This is a genomic window from Paenibacillus cookii (assembly GCF_018333375.1).
GTDB lineage: Bacteria > Bacillota > Bacilli > Paenibacillales > Paenibacillaceae > Paenibacillus_AQ > Paenibacillus_AQ cookii.
This window is the reverse complement of record NZ_BORW01000005.1, coordinates 19,115-43,142: the sequence shown is the minus strand read 5'-3', so window position 1 is coordinate 43,142 and position 24,028 is coordinate 19,115. Positions and strand designations below refer to the sequence as shown.

General features: G+C 57.5%; 17 protein-coding genes. 4 read left to right on the top strand and 13 right to left on the bottom strand.

Going from position 1 to position 24,028, the window contains the following annotated elements; genetic code table 11:
• Window positions 1–70 precede the first annotated feature (70 nt).
• From KI367_RS07040 to KI367_RS07015, 6 genes are all read right to left on the bottom strand, one after another.
• Entirely contained in the window at window positions 71–1,327 is a 1,257-nt protein-coding gene (locus KI367_RS07040) for an N-acetylglucosamine-6-phosphate deacetylase (protein WP_246536740.1), read from the bottom strand.
• 106 nt (window positions 1,328–1,433) lie between these two features.
• Window positions 1,434–2,219: a glucosamine-6-phosphate deaminase gene (locus KI367_RS07035; RefSeq protein WP_212948631.1), complete on the bottom strand. Its 786-nt coding sequence runs from the start codon at window positions 2,217–2,219 to the stop codon at window positions 1,434–1,436.
• A gap of 52 nt (window positions 2,220–2,271) precedes the next feature.
• Entirely contained in the window at window positions 2,272–3,159 is an 888-nt protein-coding gene (locus KI367_RS07030) for a sugar phosphate isomerase/epimerase family protein (RefSeq protein ID WP_212948629.1), read from the bottom strand.
• A gap of 121 nt (window positions 3,160–3,280) precedes the next feature.
• On the bottom strand, window positions 3,281–4,219 hold the full coding sequence (locus KI367_RS07025; protein ID WP_212948627.1) for a Gfo/Idh/MocA family protein: 939 nt from the start codon (window positions 4,217–4,219) through the stop codon (window positions 3,281–3,283).
• Between the two features lie 2 nt (window positions 4,220–4,221).
• Entirely contained in the window at window positions 4,222–5,265 is a 1,044-nt protein-coding gene (locus KI367_RS07020; protein WP_036709590.1) for a Gfo/Idh/MocA family protein, read from the bottom strand.
• A gap of 228 nt (window positions 5,266–5,493) precedes the next feature.
• Window positions 5,494–5,856: a winged helix-turn-helix transcriptional regulator gene (locus tag KI367_RS07015; RefSeq protein WP_036709587.1), complete on the bottom strand. Its 363-nt coding sequence runs from the start codon at window positions 5,854–5,856 to the stop codon at window positions 5,494–5,496.
• A gap of 146 nt (window positions 5,857–6,002) precedes the next feature.
• Here KI367_RS07015 and KI367_RS07010 point away from each other — a divergent pair, with 146 nt between their 5' ends.
• Window positions 6,003–7,166: an MFS transporter gene (locus KI367_RS07010; RefSeq protein ID WP_036709585.1), complete on the top strand. Its 1,164-nt coding sequence runs from the start codon at window positions 6,003–6,005 to the stop codon at window positions 7,164–7,166.
• Window positions 7,167–7,215: 49 nt separating this feature from the next.
• Here KI367_RS07010 and KI367_RS07005 read toward each other — a convergent pair whose 3' ends face one another.
• From KI367_RS07005 to KI367_RS06980, 6 genes are all read right to left on the bottom strand, one after another.
• Window positions 7,216–10,425, bottom strand: coding sequence for an alpha-mannosidase (locus tag KI367_RS07005; RefSeq protein WP_212948625.1), 3,210 nt, complete (start codon window positions 10,423–10,425; stop codon window positions 7,216–7,218).
• A gap of 172 nt (window positions 10,426–10,597) precedes the next feature.
• Window positions 10,598–11,725, bottom strand: a complete 1,128-nt coding sequence (locus tag KI367_RS07000) for a GntR family transcriptional regulator (protein WP_212948623.1) — start codon at window positions 11,723–11,725, stop codon at window positions 10,598–10,600.
• 257 nt (window positions 11,726–11,982) lie between these two features.
• On the bottom strand, window positions 11,983–14,385 hold the full coding sequence (locus KI367_RS06995; RefSeq protein WP_212948622.1) for a glycoside hydrolase family 95 protein: 2,403 nt from the start codon (window positions 14,383–14,385) through the stop codon (window positions 11,983–11,985).
• Window positions 14,386–14,840: 455 nt separating this feature from the next.
• Entirely contained in the window at window positions 14,841–15,113 is a 273-nt protein-coding gene (locus KI367_RS06990; protein ID WP_036709582.1) for a hypothetical protein, read from the bottom strand.
• 102 nt (window positions 15,114–15,215) lie between these two features.
• Entirely contained in the window at window positions 15,216–15,815 is a 600-nt protein-coding gene (locus KI367_RS06985; protein ID WP_036709578.1) for a TetR/AcrR family transcriptional regulator, read from the bottom strand.
• A gap of 327 nt (window positions 15,816–16,142) precedes the next feature.
• Window positions 16,143–18,395, bottom strand: a complete 2,253-nt coding sequence (locus KI367_RS06980; RefSeq protein ID WP_036709573.1) for an AraC family transcriptional regulator — start codon at window positions 18,393–18,395, stop codon at window positions 16,143–16,145.
• A 571-nt stretch (window positions 18,396–18,966) separates the two neighbouring features.
• Here KI367_RS06980 and KI367_RS06975 point away from each other — a divergent pair.
• The 3 genes from KI367_RS06975 to KI367_RS06965 all read left to right on the top strand — a co-directional run bounded on the left by KI367_RS06975 (window position 18,967) and on the right by KI367_RS06965 (window position 22,481).
• Complete coding sequence (locus KI367_RS06975) at window positions 18,967–19,866, top strand: ABC transporter permease (protein ID WP_081992337.1); 900 nt, start codon at window positions 18,967–18,969, stop codon at window positions 19,864–19,866.
• Between the two features lie 15 nt (window positions 19,867–19,881).
• Window positions 19,882–20,766 (top strand): carbohydrate ABC transporter permease, encoded by an 885-nt coding sequence (locus tag KI367_RS06970; RefSeq protein WP_212948620.1) that lies wholly within the window; start codon window positions 19,882–19,884, stop codon window positions 20,764–20,766.
• Between the two features lie 80 nt (window positions 20,767–20,846).
• Entirely contained in the window at window positions 20,847–22,481 is a 1,635-nt protein-coding gene (locus KI367_RS06965; protein ID WP_212948619.1) for an extracellular solute-binding protein, read from the top strand.
• Window positions 22,482–22,602: 121 nt separating this feature from the next.
• Here the strand turns inward: KI367_RS06965 and KI367_RS06960 are convergent, their stop codons facing one another.
• Window positions 22,603–23,931, bottom strand: a complete 1,329-nt coding sequence (locus tag KI367_RS06960; protein ID WP_246536749.1) for an MATE family efflux transporter — start codon at window positions 23,929–23,931, stop codon at window positions 22,603–22,605.
• Window positions 23,932–24,028 lie beyond the last annotated feature (97 nt).

Below are 24,028 nucleotides of genomic sequence, written 5' to 3'. Positions count from 1 at the left end.
CCGCCGTTTTGCGTTTGGTTACGTCGTTTTGAATTGAAGATGAGGCTGCGCTTTCTCCCGTCGGCATGGCTTAGGGGCCGTTTTCACGTCGCTCTGCCCTGGGGTCGCGGCGAAACATCCGTTTCCCTCGCTTATACGTCTCCAGCATCCGGATTTGCCCTTCGTCCAGCGTGAACAAGGCTAGATCCGCCGGTGCTCCAGGCTGCAGCCCGGCGCCGGTCTCCAGCTTCATCAGCTTGGAAGGCGCGATCGAAGCCATGTCCCAAGCTTCCCCGAGGCTGCAAATGCCGCAGGAACGCATATGCGAAATGCCCGTGGTCAGCGGCAGCGCCGATCCGGCCAGCAGCGCCGGCTGGCCGGCAAGATGCAGCCGCCCCTGCGCGGTCAGCGTGACGCGCCCGCCGACGGGAGCATCGTAGTTCCCGGGCGGCATGCCGCCCAGGCTGACGGCATCGCTGACGAGAATCAGCCGGTCTCCTTTTACCTTCCGGGCGACCTTCAAGAAGGCGGCCGGAAGGTGGAAGCCGTCGGCAATGACGCTGGCCCACAGCCGATCATCCGCCAGCTGATCCCAAATGTAGTTGGGATGGCGCGGCAGCACCGGATGGGCGCCGTTGCCGAGGTGCGTGGACAAGCTGGCCCCGGCTGCGGCGGCGCGCCCGATTTGATCAGCGGAAGCGGCGGTATGGCCGATCGCTGCCACGATGCCTTGCTCGGCGCAGCGGGCGATAAAGGCTTCGGCCTCCGGCCATTCCGGCGACAGCGTGACGATCCGGATGCGCCCGCCGGCCGCCTGCTGCCAGGCATCGAGACGCACCGGATCGGGCGCCTTGACGAAGGCCCGGTTATGGGCGCCGCGCGGCCCGTCTTCGGGGGATATGAACGGGCCTTCGAGATGGATGCCGGCGATGCTGTGCGCTCCGCCCAAGCCGCCTTCCCGCTCCAGCCGGGAGCAAACCCGATCAATGACGGCAAGCGCCCGTTCGATCGATGCGTCGGAGCCCGTAATGACCGTCGGGTAAAACGAGGTGACGCCTTCGGCCCACAGCCTGCCGATCAGCGCTTCTACCGTCTCCTCCGCCAGGTCCGGCGCGTTCATGTCCAGTCCCCCGTAGCCGTTGATTTGCAGATCGACAAGCCCCGGGGCGATCCACGGAAGGTTTTCGATTGCCGGCAGGTTCACCGCGTTTAACTCGCAATCCGCTGCGTCAATGCTTTGGCATTCCGCGATGACCCCTTCCCGGATGCGAACCGCCACCGGCTCCCCCGTACGGTAGTGCCTCCCGATCAATTCGAAGCCGGGCGTCGCCATGTTCGATCTGACCATCCATGCACCGTCTCCTTGCTTCATAAGTTTGGATAAAAGTAAGAAGGTTTTATGTTCCAGGCGAGGCGTTCTAACCTGCCGCCTTTCCTCCGTCGCCCGCATGACGTCAATGCGGCGCGGCCGGCGAGGAATCCCTGTCGAGGTACATCCGGCAATCGGCATGCGTTCTCAGGATCGAGGCCGGGCAAGCCGTCGTGATCGGCCCTTCCAGCGTGCCTTGGACCGCGCGGCGTTTGGCGGCTCCGGGCACGATGCAAAACAGCCTTTCGGCCGACATCAGCGCCGGTACGGTTAACGTCATCGCATACTCCGGCACGTCCTCGAATTTAGCAAAACATCCGTCGTGAACCTGCTGCTCCCGGCACCAATCATCGAGATTGACCTGTTTTACAAGCTCGGGATCGTTAAAATCGGCCACCGGCGGGTCGTTAAAGGCAATATGCCCGTTTTCGCCGATGCCGAGGCAGACGATATCGAGCGGCGCTTCCCGGAGCAGCGCCGCATATCTGGCGCATTCCTGCGCCGCTTCGGCGGCGCCGTTCAGCAGATGAACCCGTCCCGGGCGAACGCGGCTGAACAGCCTCGTCGTCAGGAAATGGCTGAACCGCTGCGGCGCATCCGGGGAGAGTCCGATATATTCGTCCATATGAAAGGCTGTTATCCGCCCCCAATCGATGCCCTCCTCCCGCACGAGAGCGTCGAGGAATTCGTTCTGGGAAGGCGCGGCCGCAAAGACGATCCGTACGGCTTCCTGCGTATTCAGTTTTTGCCGGATGGCCTCGGCCGCTTCCGATGCGGCAGCTTTGCCCATCTCGTCCCGGCTGGCGTATTGACGCACGCGCAAACGGCCCGCCGTCCATGATCTTTCAGGCGATGGGGCATTGGCATTCATCGATGCATCCCTCCTCTCATCAAATCATCGTTTTCCGAAGCAGCCCCCGGCATCAACCGACGCGCGGCCCGTGCTGCCGCAGCAAGCCGAGGAAGCTCTCCAAGCATTCCTCCGTCGCCTCCTCGCCTCCGGCGGAAAAGGCATATCCCGAAGGACGCTTCAGCTGCTCTTCGCTCAGCTCGGAAGCGAGCCTGTAATGCGTTTCGACGACAAGCCAGCCGTCGTATCCGTCCTCCGCCAGCCTGGCAAGCAGCCGGTCATACCCCACCTCGCCCCTGCCGATGGCGACGGCTTCGGTTTTGCCGTTCTCCCGTACGGCATCCTTGACGTGGATGTGGCAAATTTGGCCTTGCAGCGCTTCGTACCCGTCCGGGTAAGGCGTTTCGCCATCCGGGTCCCACAAATCGTTGCCCGGATCGTATAAAGCCCGGATCCGCGGATTCGCCGCCTCGCTTACGAGCGCAGCCACCTTGGTTCCGTTCGTCGCATACACGGAAGGATCGGCTTCCAGGGCAAGCCGGACGCCGAATTCCTCCAGCACCGGGACGGTATGCTGCAGCTCGCGCACGATGCCCGGAAAAGCCGTGCGATAATCGTCCCGGTTCGCCCAGAAGCTGAAACCCCGGAGAATCCCCGTACCGAACCTCCGCGCCAGTTCCGCGTAACGGCGGAGCATGCGGTGATGCGCGGCGACCTCCTCCTTGTTATGCAAATTGCATTTAAACACCGGCGTGGACAAGCCGCACACGCTTAGACCCGCATCGCGGATCATGGCGGCAATCTCATCCAGCCTCCGGTCGCCGAGCCGGTGAAGCTGCTTGCCGTCGACCGAACGCAGCTCCAATCCGTCCAGTCCGTACCGTTTGGCGATCCGGATGGCATCTTCGACGTTTTGCGAAATTTCATCCGTAATGACGCCAAGCTTGAATCCGCCCATCATCCAATCGCCTCCTTTTTTCCGGCAGCCGATGGTCCTGTCAACATCCCCTATTTCTCCGAAATCCGGAAGGTTTATAGGTCGATTCCATTCCCGCCGGCCGCCTGTCTGAATGCGCCCGCTTCTATCCGTTCCGCTTCGCGAACGAGCCGCGCAAAGGAACGGATTTCCCGGTTGCCCTGCTTTCGTTCGCCGCTTCAAGAAAAGCGATCACTTCGATCGTTTCCTCGATATCGAGCGGCGGCGTTTTCGTTTGGAACATGCGGACGACCTCTTCCAGCATGCTGGCGAAATAAGGCTTCTGCGCGGCATAGATATCGACGTATCCGGTTCCCTGCTCGCGGTGAAGCAGCGCCCCGAAACGCCGGTTCCCTTTGCGGTTTCCGCGGATGGTGCCGATCCGTCCGTCGGCCCAGACGCCGACCGCCAGATCATGGTCCTCATTGGCCGTCACCCGCACCTCCGTGCAGCCCGGTCCCATGCAGCGGTACAGCATATCCGCCATATGAATGCCGTACCAGAAAAAGCCCGGCTGGGTCGGCTGCAGCTCCATCGGACCGCAGCAGTCGGCGCCGATGATCCGGCCTTGGCCGTCGTTTGCGCGGACGGCCGCGTCCAAATTTTCCGCCCAACGGACGGAGGAGCAGCTCATGAGCGGCACCCGGTGCTCGCGGGCGAGATCGGCAATGGCGCGCGCATCCCGGCTGCTGACGGCGAAAGGTTTGTCGATAAAGACCGGTTTTCCATACGGGGCCACCGCCGCAAACTGTTCGGCGTGAATCCGCCCATCGACGGTCAGCAGCAGGATCGCATCCGCTTCCTCGGCTACCTCCCCGATGCTGCCTGCCATGCGCACGCCAAAATCGCCTTCGATTTTGGCGGTGAACCCCGCCACCCGATCGATGCTTAGCGGAAAATCGGGCGAACCTCCCGGAAAGGCGACGGTCACCCGGGCTCCCGGAACATGATGGGGATGGGCCGGATCATTGAGCATTTCCGCAAATAAAGGGGCATGGGAGGTGTCCAGGCCGATCATGCCGATATTCAATGTTTTCGAATCCATGTTTATGCGCCTCCAGGCTGTAGTCTCACTTCCCTGCCGGTTCGGGCGGACTCGTAAACGGCCAAAATCAAGTCGACCGATTTCCGCGCCTCTTCCCCGGATATGAGCGGCTCCCGGTTCTCCTTCACCGACTTGATCAAGTCGTCGATCAAAATATAGTGCCCGTCGGCCGAAATCGCGCGCGGGTCATCGGTGCCGTCGGCGGTTCCTTCTTTCGCGCCGATCGGCGCCGCATCGCCATCCACCGTTTTCCACACTTTGAAGCCGCTGTCCCCGTAAACGATCGAGCCGTGTTCCCCGTGAATTTCGAACCGCGCTTCCTGGCCCGGATTCACCGTCGTCGCTCCTTGAATGACGCCATAAGCGCCGTTTGCGTATTTCAGCACGGCCACCGCGGTGTCTTCCACCTCGATGTCATGAATGAGCGGCGACGCGTAGGCAAACACGCTTTCCACGTCGCCCATCATCCAACGGATAATGTCCACGCCGTGGACGCCTTGGTTCATCAGCGCCCCTCCGCCGTCCAGCGCCCATGTTCCGCGCCAGCCGGCGCTTTTGTAATATTCGCGGCTGCGGAAATATTTCAGATAGGCGTCCCCGAGCACGAGTTTACCCAATTTGCCTTCCTCGATCGCTTTTTTCGTCAGAAGCGCTTCCTGCGTGGTCCGTTTTTGGAATACGGTAGCAAGCTTGACCCCGTTCGTCCGGCAGGCTTCAATCATCTCATCCATATCCTTCGCCGTGATGCCCAGCGGCTTTTCGCAAAACACATGTTTTCCTGCCCGTGCTGCGGCCACCGTAATGTCGCGGTGGAGCCCGCTCGGCACGCATACGCAGACCGCGTCAACCTCCCCTCCCTGCAGCAATTGTTCCATGTTTCTGTATGTCGGCGGTGATCCGAACTCCTTCGCTAACGCTTCGGCCTTTTCCTGCACTTCATCCACGACGGCCGTCAGCTCGGCCTCCGGATGGCTGGCAATCGCACGCGCATGGAGCGGGGAAATGACGCCCGCGCCGACAATGGCAAACCTCATCTTTTTCGTCATTGCGACCTCCTTAATCGGTGAGTGCACCATGGACTTTCATCCCCATTCTAGAAACCGGCATCCCGGCTGCCAATCCTCCGTTGTTCCGCTTTGCCCACACCTTTGGCGTCAGCCGCAAAATGGAAGATGAATCCGCAGAAGTGCATATTCAGATGTATATGAGGCTTGACCCCGCGGTTTTCGCAAAAAAAAGAAGATGCATCATGCATCCTCCCAGATCCGGCCACTTTACGCCTGTCTCCTGTTTTGTTCTCCGGTTTGCTCCTGCACGTTCCATCTGGCAGCCCATCGCTCCATTTCCTGCAGCGCCGTTTTGAAGTCCATTCCCTTCTCCGTCAGCGAATATTCCACGGTCACGGGCACCGTCGGGAACACTTGCCGCGAGACGATCCCGCTCTGTTCCAAATGGCGGAGCGCGTTGGACAAGGACTGCGTTTTGACGATGGCCAGGTCCCGGCTGAGCTGGTTGAACCTTTTCGGCCCCTTGGACAACTCGGCGATCACCAGGAAAGCCCACTTTGCCCCCAAAATCTGCAGCACCGAGCAAATATTCGAAAAATCGCCCGCGTCGCCGGGATTATTCTGTTCCATACACGAACCTCCCTTTATCTTACTTTTTGTAAGTTAGTCAAAACATTTGGATAATATCCAAATGTTTTGCGTTCTTACGAAAGGAATGTACTGCCATTATAATGCAATCGAGAGCTCTCCAACATCCCTGAAAGGAATGATTTTTGATGAACCGTTTATTTATATATATTCTGACGCTTGGCGTGTTTCTCACCGCCACCTCCGAGCTTGTCGTTTCGGGCATTTTGTATGTCATCGCTTCGGATCTCCGCATCTCGGTCGCGCTCGCGGGCCAGCTGGTTACGGCGTATTCGCTTGCTTTTGCCGCCCTGACGCCCGTCGTGGTCTTTTTTACGTCCCGCTGGGAACGCAAAAACGTGCTGCTCTTTTCGTTAGCCCTCTTTTTGCTGGGAAGCGCAGCCTCCCTTGTCCCTCATTTCGGCGTCGTTTTGGCCTCCCGGGTGCTGCTTGGCATCGGCTCCGGCGTTTATCTGGTCACCGCTTTTGCGGCCGCGGCCAAATTATCCCCTCCCGATAAAGTCGGCGCTTCCATCGGCACGATTGTGCTCGGGTTCAGCTCCGCGATGATTTTGGGCGTTCCAATCGGGATCGTTATCACCAAATGGCTGAACTGGCAGTCGATATTTGCGATCCTCGGCGTGCTGAGCTTGTTGATGGGACTTATCATCCTCCGGTCTCTTCCGCGCATCCCCGGCGACGAACCCGCTTCGTTCGGCCGGCAGTTTAAGGTGCTGGGTTCCGGCATCATCGCCAGCCTGCTGATGCTCAGCTTCTTCCGCGAATCCGGAAATTCCGTCCTGCTGACGTATTTGACGACGTTCATGAACGATTTGCTCCATTTCGATGCGAACACGATCAGCCTGCTGATGCTCGGCCTGGGATTGGTCGGCGCCGTCGGAGCCCGCCTGGGCGGTTCCGGCGCGGACCGTTTTGGAACCAAGCGCATCCTGATTGCCACCTTAACCGTGCATGCGGCTGCGCTTATTCTACTGCCTTTGTTTACGGGCACGCTTGCCGTAGAAGTCGTCCTGATCGGACTGATCATGTTTTCGATGTTCATGGGCGGGCCGGCCTTGCAAACCCACTTTATCAAACAGGCGCCGGAGTCCTCCAGCCTCGTGCTCAGCCTGAACACGTCGATGATCCATTTGGGCCTTGCGGCCGGCGCCGGTTCGGGGGGCATGCTGATCGAACGCACGTCGACCGTGCTTTATAATCCGTGGCTGGCGGGAATCGTCGTGGCGCTGGGGCTTGGAACGGCCATTTTCAGCTTCGCGCTTGGAAAACGGCGCGCCCCTCAAACCGCGTGATTGTTACGGTCGAATCAAAGAGGACGCCGCAAGGCGCCCTCTACAGGTTTTAGGAAATCGCAATATTCAACGTTTTGATTTCGTATGGCGCGAAAGCCAGCTCGATCTTCCGGCCATCCACAGGCAGCGGCACCGGATGTTCTTCCATCAGGTCGGTTTCCGCCGCCGACCGGACCGGCCCGAGATACGGATCGATTTCCACTTCCGTTTTCGTCCGGATGCCGCCGAATTCGTACAGGCGCACGATGAGCGTATTGCCGTCTTCGGCCTTTTTGACGGTATCGATCATGACGTTGCGCGCGTTGACGCTGAGCATGCCAAGCGCTTCCGGAAGACCCGTCCCGCCGCTAATGCCTGCCGCCATCAGCGGCGCATTCAGCTCGCAGGCCGCCTGATGCGTTCCCGCCTCATACCAGCCGCCGCCGTGCGGATACAGCGAATACGTAAATTCGTGCAGCCCCTGGTCCGCATTGCCGTCCGGATAGACGGCCGACTTGATCAAGCTTAGGCGGATGACGTGGTTCCGGATGTCATGCCCGTATTTGCAATCATTCAGCAGGCTGACGCCGTAGCCGCCTTCGGACAGATCCACCCAGCGCTGGGCCACCGATTCGAACCGCGCGTAATCCCAGCTCGTATTCCAATGCGTCGGCCGCTCCACGTTGCCGAACTGGATTTCGTACGTCGCTTTGGTCGAACGGATCTCCACCGGGAAGGCCGCTTTCAGCAGCTGCTGGTGTTCATGCCAGTCGACGCGCGTTTTGAAATCGATTCGCGGATGATCACGGTAGACGGTCAGATGCTGCTCGATCGTCGAGCCGTGGTAGCCGTACACCAGCTTCAGCACGCCGCGCAGCGGGCCCGCTTCGAGAACCGTCAGCTCCTTCAAGTCGTCTACGACCGTCATTTTCTCTTGGTAATAAATATCGATGTCCCATGCATCATGGGCCATCGGCTTATCCTCGAACACCTGCAGCACGTTGGCCGGCTGCCCCGGCTTCAGTACCTCGCGTCCGGCCCGCTTGTCGAAAAGCGAAACGATCTGGCCGTTTTCGTTCAAGCGGATGCTGTAATAAGGGGTTTCCAAGCGATCTTTTTCGATAACCCATTCGGAAGCAGCGCTGCCAGTCCCGTTCGCTCCAACGCCGCTTGGGACTTGGTCCGCCTCGCGCCGGCCGTAAATGGTCGTGTACCCGTAAGCCGGAACATTCCGAACCGCCACCAGCACCTTGCCTCCATCCCAAGATCCGGCCGATGCCGCCTGCACGTCCAGCCGGGCGCCGTCCGCCCCATACCAGGCGTATTCCGCCGCATCGTCCACGTCAACCTCCGCCAAGAAGGAACGCGTCCAGCCGAGCCCATTAAAAATGCGGACCGGCAGCCCTTTCTCCATGCCGGCAGCCGCCTTCGCCCCATGCCCGTTCAAGCCGGCAAGGCCCGTTTCGATCGCGGCCAGCGCCAGCTTTTCGGATTCCTCGTACTCCAGCTTGCTGTCTTCGTAAACTTCATGGATGGAGGAGCCCGGAATGATGTCGTGGAACTGGTTGCGCAGCGTGATTTCCCAGCTTTCGGCCAGCTTTTCCGACGGGTAGGCATGACCCGGGTTGAGCGCAAGCGCCAGCGAGTTCAAAAATTCGGCCTGGTGCAGCAGCAGCTCCATCCGGCGGTTCATCCGCTTGTTGTACGCTTGGGATGTATAGGTTCCGCGGTGGTATTCGAGATACAGCTCGCCGTCCCACAAATGAAGCAGCGGATGGTCCTGTACCTTCTCCTCCAGCTGGACGAAGAAATCCTCCGCGCGGCCGGCTTTCACCTGCGGCGCCCCCGGCATGTCCTCGTAACGCCGCACCGCTTCGAGCATATCGCGGGTCGGGCCGCCGCCTCCGTCGCCCCAGCCGTACGCAAGCAGCAGGTGGTCGTTGATGTCCTTCTGGCGGTAGTTGTTCCACAGGCCCTGCACCGACGCCCCGGTCACGTTGCCGTTGTAAGTGTAAAACCAGCTGCCGTCGTTGTCCGGCGTCGTAATGTAATGCGTCAAGATTTCCGTGCCGTCGATCCCCCTCCAGGTAAACGTGTCGTAAGGGAAACGGTTGTACTGGCTCCAGCTGATTTTGGTCGTCATGAAATAATCGATGCCGCTTTTCTTCAAAATCTGCGGAAGGGCCCAGCTGTAGCCGAACACGTCGGGCAGCCACAGCACGCGGTTGTCGACGCCGAATTCCTGCTTGAAAAAGCGTTTGCCCGTCAGGATTTGGCGGACCAGCGACTCGCCCGAAGGAATATTGCAGTCCGATTCAAGCCACATCGCGCCGGTCGCTTCCCAGTTGCCTTTTTGGACGCGGTCTTTGATCTTTTCGAACAGCGTCGGAAAGTCTTTTTTCAAATAGGCGTACAACTGCGGCTGCGACTGAAGGAACACGTATTCCGGAAAGCGGTCCATCAACGTCAGCACCGTCGAGAACGAACGTCCCGATTTTTCGCGCGTATGCTGCAGGCGCCACAACCAGGCCACGTCGATATGGCAGTGCCCGACGGCGGTAATTTGCGGGCGGGGCCCCCGCGGAATCGCTTCAAGCCGTGCCCGCAGCGTTTGGCGCGCCTGTACGGCCGAAGCGTAAAAAGCGTCGGAACCCGGACGGCTCCAGTCCAGCTCGCGGAAAGCTTCTTCCAAAGCGGCGGTGAGCTCATGCCTTTCCACCTGGCGTTCATCCAGCTGCTTTACGGTTTGCAGCATATGCAAGGACGTATAATACAGGTCGTCCACATGTTCGTCCAAGATCCCTACGCTAAGCGAATCGATGCGGTGATCGAACGGCGAACGCCCGTCATGGGCGGTCAGCCCGCTCCACGCGTAAACGGCCAATTCAGCACGGCCCGCGGCCACCGCGTCATCCGGGAAAAACAGCTCCGCATGGTTGCGGTCCAACGCCTGGAGCGGTTCCCCGTTCAAGTACGCTTGCGCTTCATATCCCGAGCAGTTCCCTCCGCCCGTTTCGCCGAATTTGATCAGGCCGATGACATCCCGGCCTCTCCAGCTTTGAGGGAATTCGACTTCCGTAATAAACCACGCGTAACGGTCCCGGCCGCCCCAGCGGTCGCCGACGCGAACAACGGGACTGGACGGGGCGAGCTCCCGCGCCTCCTTTAACCCCTTCACGTCGGGCACGATGCGGACCCGATCCAAAGTCCGGCCTTCCCGGTATCTGAGTCCAGCCAATTCGCGAATGCGGTTCTCCAATTTTTGAAGAACAAATCTCATAAGTCCCCTGCTCCCTTCTCCGGTTCAAATGACCTTTTAATATATATAATATATCATTTATATCTAAAAATATCATTAAAAAACATCGGCGGGATCCCCAAGGATGGAATGTCGTAAAAAAGAAAAAACCGGCTCTCCAAATCGGAAAAACCGGTTATTGCCACGTATGCGGTTAAGAAGAAGCCGGTCCGGTGGTGCGCAGCGGAACCAGCTCCGGCTGCATAATGATTTTGCTGTACTTCGGCGTATGTGCAGGATTTTCGAGCAGGCGCAGCAGCACTTTTCCCGCTTCGTATCCCATTTGCTCTTCTTTTTGGTTAATGAACGTAAAGATGCTGAACTCCTCGAACATCGGGCTCGGATTGTCGAAGGTGATGATCGATACGTCCTCCGGCACCCGCAGGCCGGCCGCTCTGGCCAAAGACCAGATATGCACGCCAAGCTTGCAGTTCAAGGCGATGTAGGCGGTAGCCATTTTATTTTTGATGAAACGGTACAGCGGGTAGTCCTCTTGAAACGGCTCGTCCTGAATGCTGAAATCGGTCAGGATCAGCGCCGGATTAATGAGCGCCCCCTGACGCTTCAACGCCTCGTTGTACCCCTGGATCCGCTCCTCGACGGTAACGGTCGGCATCGGAGTGTCCGAACAGATCGCAATGTTGCGGTGTCCTTCGTTCCATAGATGCTCCACGGCAAGGATCGAACCCTGCAGCGGATCGGACAACACGACATTCGTCTCGACGCCCGGCAGATGCCGGTCCAGCAGCACGAACGGATAATTTTGCATTTTCAGGGCGATGATTTCTTCGTTGTATACCTCGGCGTCCACCGGGAAAATCAGCAATCCGTCCACTTTGGAACGCAGCTCGCGAATGGCGTTTTTTTCGAGCTCCTTGGAATTGTACGTAAACATGATGATCAGCGAATATTTGCTGTCCTTCAGCGCCTTGCGGATGCCGCGCACCATTTGGATCGCAAAAAAGTCCTCGATGGAAGGAAAAATAAGCCCGATTTTGGGCGTTGTCGCCTGCTGCGCTTCGAAAGGGCCGTCCCCGGCGTTCTGGATGTAGCTTTCCGGTATGCCCTTGACGTAACTGCCCCGGCCGGGGATCCGGTAAATCCACCCTTCGTTCGCCAAGTCGGCCAGCGCGTTGGCCACCGTAATGCGGCTGACCTGAAATTGCTCGATCAATTCCTTTTCGGTCGGAATCCGGTCATCCTCCACCAGCTGCCTGGACGAAATCAATTGTTTGAAGTGATTTTGGATCTGGATATAGAGCGGTTCCCGTTCCTGACTCATCTGCTACCCCCCAATGACGTTTATTGCTTCGCATGCGGTTGCCCCGCCCTTGTGTGTATGGAATGAGCTAAGCGTTCTTCTCCCGTCAGTCCTCCGGATGCGCGTTCCTTAGTCTCGATTCGTTCGTTGGCATGATTTTATAACATTCATTATATCATTTAGGCTGCAAGGCAAGTCAACGGAGCGGATGCGATTTGCGTCGATGGCGATCACCGGAGCCGGGTGGCTTCATCCCCGAAAGCATTCGTTCGCTCCGCTCAGGCAGTTCCCGCGTCGACCCGTCGAATGCGCAGCAGACCTTCCTCCGCCGTTCCGATCGTTACCGAAGTGCCGGCCATAAAATCGATGTCGAGCGTTTGCCCGCGGTACCTTACGCTGCTCCTTCCGTCGAAATCGGCCATTACGGTCGCTTCCTCCAGCAGGCCGTTCGCCCAGGATACGTTCACCGTGTAACCGCCCCGAGCCCGCAGTCCTTTGACGCTTCCTTCATTCCACTCCCCCGGCAGGGCCGGCAGCAGATGGATGTCCCGCTCATGGCTTTGCAGCAGCATTTCGGCGATGCCTGCCGCGGCGCCGAAGTTGCCGTCGATCTGAAACGGCGGATGCGCGCACAGCAGATTCGGATAGATGCCGCCCTTATGGTAATCAAAACCTTCGCCGTCCACGATCGCAAGAAAATTGTTCAGCACCTGCCATGCCTGGTCCCCTTCGCCTAAACGCGACCACAACGCCACTTTCCAGCCCATGCTCCAGCCCGTGCCTTCGTTGCCGCGAATCTCGAGGGAACGCCGCGCCGCCTGCGCGTATTCGGGCGTTCCCGTTACGGTCAGCTCGCTGCCGGGGTACAGGCCGTACAAATGGGAAAGGTGGCGGTGTTTCGGATCGGCATCGTCGAAATCCCGATCCCATTCCACCAACCGGCCGTTCGCGCCGATTTGCAGCGGGGGCAGTTTGCTTCGCGCTTCCCGGCAGCGATCGGCGAAATCCTCTCCTTCTCCCAGCAAACCGCAGACCTCGATGACGATTCCAAACAGCTCCCGGCACAACGTCATGTCCATGGCCGAAGCCCGCGAGACCGAGCTATGCCGGTCCGTGCCCGGCACGATGAAGCTGTTTTCCGGCGAAGTGGACGGGCTGGTGATGAGCCGTCCCGCATCATCGGCCACAAGCCAGTCGAGCAAAAACCCGGCGGCTTCGCGGATCAGCGGCCATGCCCGGTTCCTCAGGAAACCCAGGTCTCTGGTAAACAAATAATGCTCCCACAAATGGCTGCACAGCCAGGCCCCGGCCATCGGCCAATAAGCCCACTGCGCATCCCCGTGCGGCCCGACGTTGTTCGTACGCCATAAATCCGACATCGTATGCGCGGTCCAGCCCCGGCAGCCGTACTGAATCCGGGCCGTACGCGCGCCGGTGACGGCCTGCTGCCCGATCAGGTCCAAAAGCGGCTCGTGGCATTCGGACAAATGGCATGTTTCGGCAAGCCAGTAGTTCATCTGCACGTTGATGTTGAAATGGTAGTCGCAGTTCCAGGGCGGCTGCACCTTGTCGTTCCATATCCCCTGCAGGTTGGCCGCCTGCGTTCCGGGCCTCGAGCTCGATATGAGCAGGTAGCGGCCGTATTGGAACACGAGGCTGAGCATATCCGGGTCTTCGGCGCCGTTCATGATGCGGCGAAGCCGCTCGTCCGTCGGCAGGCTGCGCGGGACATCCGCGCGTTGCGGGGAGCCCAATTGAAGATCTACGCGCTTGAACAGCGCCTGATAATCGCGTACATGCGCCTCCAGCAGCGCATCGAAGCTTTGGCCCTCCGCTTCGCGCATGACGCGGCGGCAGACCGCCGCCGGATCGATGCCGCTATGCCCCGGAATCCGGTCCGAACCGTCAAAGCTTGTCGCCGATGTATACAACAGCGTGACGCCGCTCGCGCCCGACAAGATCAGCCGGCCATCCCCGGCATGAAGGCGCCCCCCTTCAAGAAGCACGCGAACGAACGCGGCGAAGCGCATCGGCCTTCCCGGCTGTTCTTCGTCATAAATTACGGCCGATTCTTGCCCGTTGTTGTGGTTCTGCACCCGGAGAGGGCATTCGCCCGTCAGCAGCAGCGAGCCGTCAGAATAAGCCTGCACGGCATGCTTCAGCTCCGAAGTCAAAGACACCGCCAGTTCTACGCCAGCCGGATCGGCGCTTTCGATGCGGACGGCCATGACCTGGTCGGCCGCCGAAATAAACGCCGTGCGGATCTGCCTGCGTCCTTCCGCGCCGAATTCGGTCCGGGCAATCGCCGTATCCAGGTCCAGCGAACGGGTATAGTCCCGTTCATCCGGCTCCCCCGCAAATTCCAACATCAAATCGCCGAGCGGCTGATACGGCTGCACGCCTTGCCCGGGCATGCCGAGCATGCTGCGCTCGATCAGCTGCTGCGCCTCCGCGTATTTTCCCTCCGCCAGCAGGCGGCGGGCTTCCGGCAAGGACGCTGCCGCCCCCGGATGATCCTCTTGAACCGGATAACCGGCCCAAAGCGTATCCTCGTTCAACTGCAGCCGTTCGCGCCGAATGCCGCCGAACACCATCGCGCCCATTCGTCCGTTGCCCAGCGGGAGCGCCTCCTCCCATTTTTTCGCAGGCTGCTTGTACCAAAGCATGTTCCCCTTCGCCATTGCCGCCGACCCCCATCCCATTTTTCTATGGCCCTGACCCATAGCTATATAATCCACGATGTTATTCGGTTCGGCTGGTGCCCCAGCGCCTATCGTACGCCGCAAACGCTTCCATATTCAGCGGTATGACTGAAACGATCCAGAGCGGCACCGGCCCTTATGATTACACTATCTCCGTATTGAGGAACATTGTACACTCCCGACATCCAAAATTAAACATATTATTCAAAGAAAAAAGAGCCCTCCCTGCTTCCCTATCGGACGCAAACATTCCAATAGGCGGCTGAGAACGACCCTCACGAATGTATTCATCGGCACTTTCAGACGGTAATGATTTTGCCCAAAGCGGTCTCCTTTTCCGTTCGTTTCATTGATAGACTGCCTTTTCCAAGCATGGCTCCCGTTCTGCCTATGCTGCAAGGTCAGCGAAGTTTTAGGCCGGGCTCAAAAGCGGATCAGAACTTTACCTTTTTCGGACATACCTTGTAGACCGCAAACGCTACGATCCCATAAATCGCGCCGTACATGGCCCATGCGTCGATATTGTCCGCCAAAGCGGACAAGTCGTTTGCAAGAAACAGCAGCGGAAGCAGCAGCGCGATGGCTGCGCCGACCAGGATATTGACGTGCAGCAGGCGGCAAAACACCCCGATCAAAACCGCCAGGAGCGGACAGATAACAAATGCGGGAAGAAGGACGTTCATCCTTTCGAACAACCAATAAAGCATGCACATCACCTCCACCATAACATCATACTTATTAAGTAGAACGTTATAGGGATGCAGAAAGTTACCGTTCCGAAGCCAAAACGGCAAAAGTCATGCGTAACATCAAGTGTCTTCCCTCTTCCGGATGCCTCCCACAAAAATGGTCACCGCCTGCTGGAACAGCCGCTGCAGCGGTTCGCCGTCCATCGTCAGCGTAAACTGGCACAACGTCCCCATCCAGCTGCCGAACAGCAGCGTCGTCTCTTCGAGGTTCTCGATCGCAAATTCGCCGTTTTCCACCCCTTCGCGGAAAATCTCCGCGTAAGCGGCCATCGGCGTAGCCGCCAGCCCTTGCAGCGCCTGCAGCGTCTCCGGGGAAGTGTTCGGATTCATCGCCAGCTCCTGGCCTACAGGCAGCAGCGGCGTCTTGTAGTTATTCATGACGAAATAAGCCATCCCGTACAGCTTCTCTACGGCCGTCGGGTACGAACCCGCGACCGCCTTCCACTTTTCTCCCCAGTTGCGCATCGTCTCCAGGGACAAGTGGACAAACAGCTTCTCTTTGTTTTCGAAATGGTAGTAAATATGGCCTTTGCTAAACCCCGACTCGCGCGAAATATCCGCGATGGACGTGCCCGCAAAGCCTTTTTGCGCAAACAGCTGCGCCGCTTTCTCGGCGATGACCTGCCGCGTTTCCTCGCTGTTGTAATGACGTTTGTTCATGGAATAAACCCTCTGTTCCTCGGTTCGCTTAATGTTGAACGATTGTTCCATTCCGAGTATATTGCAATAACATACGGCCGGCAAGAAGCGCAGCAATTCGCGGATCGCACTTTATTTGAACTCCCTTTTCAACTTGTTCATATATATAAAGCGCCTATAAGGCGAACGCCGAGCCACGGTTCGGAGGGATCCCGGCCATCCGTTCACCGTCGCTCTCTTCGCTTAAGGCGCTTTGCTTCTGCGATCTTGCAGTATTTCTGCTTCAAACCCAAGGGCGGATCATTTCAGGCGATCCTATGCCAAGGTCGCCTTTTTTGCGAAAGGCTCCTATTCAGCTTTGAGCCATTGGCTTTTCCGGTACTCGCCCGGCGGAATGCCGGTTATTTTTTTGAACATCCGGTTGAAGGATGTCACGTTGCGATACCCGATGCGGGCGCTGATCTCCTGCACGCTCAGCTCGGTGCCCGCCAGCAGCTCCTTGGCCTTGCGGATCCGGACCGCGTTGAGATGATCGCTGAAATTGGCGCCCGTCTTCTCCTTGATATAAACCGACAGGTAGGCTGCGGACAAGTTCAACCTGTCGGCCAGCAAATCAAGCGAAAGATCGTCGGCGTACCGGTTCTCGATCATCTCCATGACAAGCGAGACGGTCGGATCCTGCTTCTCCTTATTCGCTTGGACGACCGCAGCCGCATCGGTGAACAACTGCGCGAACATCTGCTTGAACTGGTCGAGCGTAAAGCATTCGCCTACATGCTCGACATAACGCAGACGCATCGAGGCGTCGGCGTCCGAGCCGTAAGGCTCCAGTATTTTCGCGACTCTGGCGATGACGCCCCCTGCAAGCTCACGGAGCTGCTGAACGCCGGCCCCTTTCTTGTCCATCCGGTCCAGCATGCGTTCCATGAACGAGATGCAGTAATTGCGGTTTCCGGCCTGCAAATTTGCGTACAATTCCTGTTCCTGCGGCACCGTCAGCAGGAGCAGCTCCGGCACGGCGCGATGAACGCGCAGCACCTGGCTTTCGTCCAAGGGCCTCGCCTGCCGGGCCATCCGGAGTACCTCGCGATAGGCGTCGTTGAACTGCGCGGAACTATCATGGACGGAGCTGACCGCGATCGTCGCGAGCAGGTAAGCCTTGTCGCGGTCGAGGATCGATTTGAGCGTCTCCAACGTCTCATCCAGCGTCTCCCGTGTTTCCTCGCTCCGGATCAGCGACAGAATCTGATTGTTCTCGATTTGAAACGTATGCGACGAAGGCATTCGCTCCGATAGGAAGATATGGATATATTCCCGGACATAATACGCCATCCGGTCGGTCCGGAGCTGGCTGGCGGAGACGGTTTTCGATTTGAAATGGAGCTGGCACAGCACCAGGACGAACGGCTCGTCGATTCCGGCGATATCGTTCCATTCATTGATGTCGGATGTAATCGCCTTCAATTTGTTGATGTAACCGAAGCTGGTCAGGAGCGTCCGCTTCCCCAGCAGTTCCTTGCGAATGGCCTCCTTCTCCTTCATGAGCTCGCCGATATTTCGCTGGATCAGATCGAACTCCTGGATCGCGCTTGGCACTTTGACCGGATCCCGCCGCATGAGCGATGCAACCATTTGCTTCACCGGACGGTTGATCTTGCGGCCGAAATACAGCGAAGCCATCACGCAGATGACGACGGACACGGCGAAGACGACAAGGAGCGACAGGCTGGCGTTCCGTACTCTCGACGCAATATCCGCGGAAGGTACGGCCGTAACGTAGGTCAATCCGGACGCCGGGTCTTTCTTCGCAAAATAATAGCGGTCTTCCGACAGCGCATAGTCCCGGCCGCCTTCGAATGCGGGCATGTCCATCGCGGACAGCTCGCCGGAGGAGCTGTACATGAGCGTCCCGTCATCGGAGACGATCATGAACAGCCGGTCGCCGGTTTCCCCGAAAAACGTCTGATACATCGTTCGGGCGTCCAGCAGCGCGATCACGACATAATCCGACGACGGCATCCGGAACGAAAACGGGATCAGCTGCGCGGTGTAGGACACGTTCAGGTCGTTGATCGTGAACGCGTCGTTCGGGTGCAGAACGTAATTGTCGGCCCGATTCGTTTGATCCCGCCAATAAGCGAACGGATAACGGCTGCTTACGTAGAAACGGGAAAACATCATTTCCGCGTCGACCGTGCCCTCCTTGTCGACGATCAGGGATCCGCGCTCGTAATAGATGAGCAAGTTATTCAGATAATTCATCGAATTAAACGCCTCGGCGCGAACCGCCTTCAGAACTTCCGAAGCCATCAACGGTTGCGGCCCTTCCCCCGTCTTCCCCAGCTGCCTGTCAAAAGCCACGACATGTGCGTTCCGGTACGTTTCGAACAGCATCGTCCGGATGCGCTCGAAATGGGCGCGGTACAGGTCGGCCGTATTGTTCAACATCAGGCGGTTGTACTGGATCACCTCGCGCTGCACTCCCCGGTTGAACAAAAAAATGCTAAGCACGTTAAAAACGGAAAACAACAGGATGATGCACAGAAAAATGGCAAACATCTGAAACCCTAGCGTTTTGCGGTTTACGATCGGCCATTTCAATCATGCTTGCTCCCTTCTCCATCTAACTACCCCAAACCTTGAACAGGCCTATAAACATGGCTTCCCCTAAACTTGAAGTGGATTCGAAACCTCCTCCAGTCACGTTCTATAATTCTCCGGGAAAGTTCATTTTTCCTACCGTTTGGAAAACAGTCGGCAGGCTTTTATCATCGTTCTCGCAAACCTTTGTTTTGATCCGTGCAGATCGCTCTCGGGGCGGACCGGCGGAGGAACGGGTTTAGAATTAATGTGGCGTTAACCTTTTGTTTGAACAGGATTAACAGTTGTCCCTTATCTTGATACCAATAAGTAAATAGACAGGGTGGAGCCTTGGAGAGACCTGATCTGCCGCGGAAGCTTGGAAAGCCGCGTGGACTTGGGTCTCTTTTTTGTTCGCTTCGCAGCCTCCGGGCGCCGCCCATGCCGGAGGATCGGGCAATCCCTGCATTTTTTTAGATCCTTATCTTTTCTTTATGTCGGCCAATTCGGCGCAAAGAAGTGAAAGAAGTGTCAATACCGCCCCGTCCCTGTCGCTGCTATACTCCTAAACGAACGTTCAAAGCGAGGTGATATGTTGAAAAGACAAATTCGCAGAAATTGGGATCTGTACGTGCTGCTGCTGCCGGTCGTCGCCTTTTTTATCGTTTTCGAATACGTCCCCATGTACGGCGTGCAGATCGCCTTCAAAAACTTTATCGCCACGAAGGGCATCTGGGGAAGCCCCTGGGTCGGGTTGCACCATTTCGAAAGGTTTTTCGAAAGCTACTATTTTTGGCGGCTCATTAAAAATACGCTGGGGATCGGCTTGTATCAGCTTCTCGTGGGTTTCCCGGCGCCGATTCTGCTCGCGCTCCTCATTAACGAGGTGCGTTCGCGCAAGTTCAGCCGGTTCGTTCAGACGGTAACGTACGCGCCGCATTTTTTATCGACCGTCGTCCTGGTCGGCTTGCTCCTGATTTTTCTCTCGCCGGAATCGGGGCTGGTCAATCTCGTCATCACCTGGCTTGGGGGCGAACCGATCCGCTTCATGACGGAGCCGAGCTGGTTCAAGAGCGTGTACGTGCTGTCGGGCGTCTGGCAGCAGATGGGCTGGAGTTCCATCATTTATCTCGCCGCCCTGACCGCTATCGACCCGCAGCTTCACGAGGCCGCCCGGGTCGACGGCGCCAGCCGTTGGCAGCGAATATGGCATATCAACTTGCCCGGCATCATGCCGACGATTACCATCCTGCTTATTCTGAACATGGGCTCGCTCCTGAGCGTCGGCTTCGAGAAGGTATACCTGATGCAAAATTCGCTTAATATGACGGCCTCGGACGTCATCTCGACGCATGTGTACCGCAAAGGGATCGTCGACGGGCAATACAGCTATTCGGCGGCCGTCGGACTGTTCAACAACGTCATCAATTTCATTCTTCTGATCGTCGTCAATCGCGTCGCCCGAAAGATGAACGACACCAGCTTATGGTAGGAGGAGCTGATTTGCATGGTTAATCAAAGTTTAGGCGACAAGCTGTTCGGCTGGGTCGTATACGCCCTTCTGGCGCTTATTTGCGTCATCGTGCTGTACCCGCTCATTTTCGTGCTCGTCGCGTCATTCAGCAGCCCCGGGGCGGTCATGCGCGGCGAAGTTTGGCTTTGGCCCAAAGACATGACCTGGATCGGGTACAAAAAAATTTTTCAAAACGCCGAAATTTTGACCGGTTATGCGAACACGCTGCTGTACACGGTGATCGGGACGGCCATCAATTTGCTGTTGTCGATCGCGGCGGCGTATCCACTGTCCCGCAAAGACCTGTACGGCCGCAATGTCATCTCCGGGATGATGGTGCTGACGATGTTTTTCAGCGGCGGCATGGTGCCGACGTACCTGCTGATCAAAGACCTCGGGATGCTAAACTCGATGTGGGCCCTGATCCTGCCCGGCGCAATATCCGTTTACAACGTCCTGATCATGCGGACGTTTTTCCAGAACTTCATCCCGCAGGAGATGCAGGAGGCCGCGGCCATGGACGGCTGCTCCAATATCGGAACGCTGGTCCGGATCGTGCTGCCCCTGTCGATGCCGATCATCGCGGTCATGATTTTGTTCTATAGCGTCGGCCACTGGAACGCCTATTTCAGCGCGCTGATGTACTTGACCGACCGCGAGAAATACCCGCTGCAGCTCATCTTGCGGGAAATCCTGATCCAGGGGCAGATGCAGGAGATGCAAGGCGTCGGCGACAACGTGCTGGCCGAAACCGTCATGCAAAGCGAAGCCATCAAATACGCCGTCGTTATCGTGGCCAATCTGCCGGTGCTTCTGCTATATCCGTTCCTGCAAAAATATTTCGCCAAAGGCGTCATGATCGGGGCGGTCAAAGGATAGCGCAAGCGTCCCGAAGGCTTCTCAGTTGACTGACACTCATTAGGCGATATATAAAACCAATTCATGAGGAGGCATATGTTATGCGCAAAAAGAGATGGACCGCTGCAGCACTGGCCTTGGCCTTGGCCGTCGGCTTGCTGTCGGCCTGCAGCAACGGGGGAAGCGGAGAGGAAGGGAAAGCCGATCCGAAACCGGGCAAGGAAGCGGGGGCGAATGTGAACGCAACCGGAATGCCGATCGTTAAGGAACCGATTTCGCTGACGTTCTTTACGGGCAAAGCGCCGACCAACGGCAACAAGTTCGAAGAAACGCTCGTCTGGAAGGAATACGCAAAGATGACGAACATTAACGTGACGTTCCAGCTCGTGCCCTTCGAGAATTTGACCGAGAAGCGCAATCTGGCTTTAGCCGGCGGCGATTATCCGGATGCATTCTACTCGGCCCGGGTTCCCGCATCCGATCTGATGAAATACGGGGCGCAAGGGACCTTCGTCAAGCTGAACGATCTCATCGATCAATACGCGCCCAATTTCAAAAAGCTCCTCGAAACATATCCGGACTTGAAACGAGGGTTGACGATGCCCGACGGCAACATTTATTCGTTCCCTTCCCTCTACAGCCCGGACTTCCTGCCGATGCTGATCGGCACCCCGCTCTGGGTGAAGCAGGAATGGCTCGACAAGCTGAATATGAAGGAGCCGGAGACCACCGAGGAATTTTACCAGTATTTGAAGAAAGTGAAAGAAACCGACTTGAACAGCAACGGTAAAGCCGATGAAATTCCTTACGCGGGGGAAGGCATCAACCCGCTGATCGAGCAGCTGCGCGGCGCTTGGGGATTCGGCGACCGCGGCCTCGGGCACAAATTCGTCGACGTCGATCCTGCGACGGGCAAGCTCCGCTTCTTCCGCATCGATCCCAAATATAAAGAGGTCATCGATTATGTGCGCAGGTTGTATGCCGAAGGATTGATCGATCCGGAAATTTTCACGATCAAGACGGCCGCGCTGTATGCCAAGGGGCAGGAAGGCGTTTTGGGTGCCACGATCAACCCGAACCCGAAAACCCAGATGAACCAGGACGGGTATACCGGTCTGGGCGCGCTGAAAGGACCGCACGGCGATCAGATGTACTCGCACATCAAAGTGCCCGCCGTCTGGCCCGGCGCCTTCGTCATCACCGACAAGAACAAGCATCCCGAAGCGACGGTGCGCTGGATCGACCATTTTTACGGCGACGAAGGGGCGACCTTCTATTTCATGGGCATCGAAGGGCAGACGTACCGCAAGGCGGCGGACGGCAAGCTGGAATACGTCGAGGAGATCACGAACAATCCGGACGGGCTGACAATGGATCAGGCGTTGGCCAAATATATTACATGGCTCGGCGGCAGTTATCCGGGTTACGTGCAGGAAAAATATTTCAAAGGCTCAGAGTCCCTTCCGGAATCCATCGCCGTCGGCAAGAAAGCAGAGCCGCACCGCATCCCGGAGATCTGGAACGCCTTCAACTACACGGAAGAAGAGACGGATTTCCGCTCCACCGTCGGGTCCGACATCGAGACCTACATCGGCGAGATGGAAGCGAAGTTCATTACCGGCGCCGTGCCGATGTCCGAGTGGGATAAATACGTCGACACGGTTCGGAAGATGGGCGTGGACGAATATATGGAGATTTACAACCAGGCTTACGAACGATACAAGAACAACGGTTGACGTCCAAAGAAAACAAAACAAAAGAAAAAAAGCAGCTGCGCTTGTGCCCTTTAAGGCTACTTGCGCAGGCTGCTTTTTTGTCGCGTTCAGACGAGAGACGCCCTTGGATTTAATAGCTGACTTATTGCACGAGACTGGTAATCTGTTTCTTTTTCCACGACAACCAGTAATACGAATAGACCAAAATCATGCTGACGATAAATGCCGCCGGATAGCCGAGCCAAATGCCGCGAATGCCAAGGCTCGTATGGTACGACAGCACGTATGCGACAGGCACCTCGACGCACCAGATGGAAATGACGCTGAAAATCATCGGCCATAATACGACGCCGCTTGCGCGCATGGTCGCCGCGACGATCTGCACGTGACCGAAAATGAGGTAACTCCACAACGTAATGACAAGCAGCTCATGGGCGATATTCAGCGTTTCCGGGCTCGTGATGAACCAGGACAAAATGTTTTTCGAAAAAATGTAAATCGGGATCATCAGCGCCACGCCGATAATATAGTTCAGCACGATTCCCGCGCGGATGACCTCTTTCAAGCGATCGTTCTGTTTCGCGCCGATCGACTGCGCCGCCAGAACCGACACCGTCATCCCGAGGCTGATCGCCGGCATCTGGACGTAGCTCACGACCTGGTTCACCGATCCGTATGCCGCGGTGGCATTGGAGCCGAAACGGTTGACGAACACGATGACCGCGATTTCGGACAAGGACACGAGGATCATGCTGACGCTGGACGGGATGCCCAAACGGAGCAGCAGCTTCAGCATGTCTTTGTTCATGCCCAGATGCTTGCGTACGGAAGCGTCCAAACGAAGAGGGCTTTTCTTCCAATACGTGTACCAAAGCAGCAGGACGAACGTAATGACGGTCGAAATCACGTTAGCGTACGCCGCGCCGTAAATGCCCAGCTTCGGCAAACCCAGCCACCCGAAGATAAGAACCGGCAGGAAAGCCAGGTTCAGCACGGTGCTGACGATCAAGGAATAAAACGGCGTCTTGGAGTCGCCCGTTCCGCGCATAAACGTCGTATAAACCATGTACAGGAACATGACCGGCAAGCTCCAGAACATAATGCGCGCGTAATGGATCGTGACGTCCATAATGTTGGCCGGCGTGCCGACCATGCGCAAAATATCCTCCGTAAAAATGCCGCCGACGATGGCAAGCACGATGCCAAGCAGGAACGTGAAGGTCATGGTCGTGCCGACGATCGTCTTTAACTTTTCCATATTTCCGGCGCCGTAAGCCTGACCGATCAGGATCGCGCTCCCGGAGCCGATTCCGATCACGAACGAAACCAGCAGGAAGAACAGCGGGAAAAAGGCCGATATGGCCGCGAGCGCATCCACGCCGATCCAGCGACCGACGACGATCGTGCCGGCCAGCTGACCGACGGACTGCAGCGCGTTGCTTAAGATGAGCGGAATCAGAAAAGCAATCATGGCGCGGTAGACGCCAGGTTGCGCTTGAGCATTCAATGGGGGCGCGCCTTCAGGCCTTCGGATATCATCCGCATGCCCGGCGGCCTGCTGTGAGGAA

Coding starts and splice junctions, on each gene's coding strand:
- KI367_RS07000 (WP_212948623.1), bottom strand. CDS start 11,725: ATGAGTCAGGAACGGGAACCGCTCTATATCCAGATCCAAAATCACTTC.
- KI367_RS07005 (WP_212948625.1), bottom strand. CDS start 10,425: ATGAGATTTGTTCTTCAAAAATTGGAGAACCGCATTCGCGAATTGGCT.
- KI367_RS06965 (WP_212948619.1), top strand. CDS start 20,847: ATGCGCAAAAAGAGATGGACCGCTGCAGCACTGGCCTTGGCCTTGGCC.
- KI367_RS07025 (WP_212948627.1), bottom strand. CDS start 4,219: ATGGATTCGAAAACATTGAATATCGGCATGATCGGCCTGGACACCTCC.
- KI367_RS06975 (WP_081992337.1), top strand. CDS start 18,967: ATGTTGAAAAGACAAATTCGCAGAAATTGGGATCTGTACGTGCTGCTG.
- KI367_RS07020 (WP_036709590.1), bottom strand. CDS start 5,265: ATGACGAAAAAGATGAGGTTTGCCATTGTCGGCGCGGGCGTCATTTCC.
- KI367_RS06990 (WP_036709582.1), bottom strand. CDS start 15,113: ATGCTTTATTGGTTGTTCGAAAGGATGAACGTCCTTCTTCCCGCATTT.
- KI367_RS07040 (WP_246536740.1), bottom strand. CDS start 1,327: ATGGTCAGATCGAACATGGCGACGCCCGGCTTCGAATTGATCGGGAGG.
- KI367_RS07010 (WP_036709585.1), top strand. CDS start 6,003: ATGAACCGTTTATTTATATATATTCTGACGCTTGGCGTGTTTCTCACC.
- KI367_RS06995 (WP_212948622.1), bottom strand. CDS start 14,385: ATGGCGAAGGGGAACATGCTTTGGTACAAGCAGCCTGCGAAAAAATGG.
- KI367_RS07035 (WP_212948631.1), bottom strand. CDS start 2,219: ATGAATGCCAATGCCCCATCGCCTGAAAGATCATGGACGGCGGGCCGT.
- KI367_RS06985 (WP_036709578.1), bottom strand. CDS start 15,815: ATGAACAAACGTCATTACAACAGCGAGGAAACGCGGCAGGTCATCGCC.
- KI367_RS06970 (WP_212948620.1), top strand. CDS start 19,882: ATGGTTAATCAAAGTTTAGGCGACAAGCTGTTCGGCTGGGTCGTATAC.
- KI367_RS07030 (WP_212948629.1), bottom strand. CDS start 3,159: ATGATGGGCGGATTCAAGCTTGGCGTCATTACGGATGAAATTTCGCAA.
- KI367_RS06960 (WP_246536749.1), bottom strand. CDS start 23,931: ATGATTGCTTTTCTGATTCCGCTCATCTTAAGCAACGCGCTGCAGTCC.
- KI367_RS07015 (WP_036709587.1), bottom strand. CDS start 5,856: ATGGAACAGAATAATCCCGGCGACGCGGGCGATTTTTCGAATATTTGC.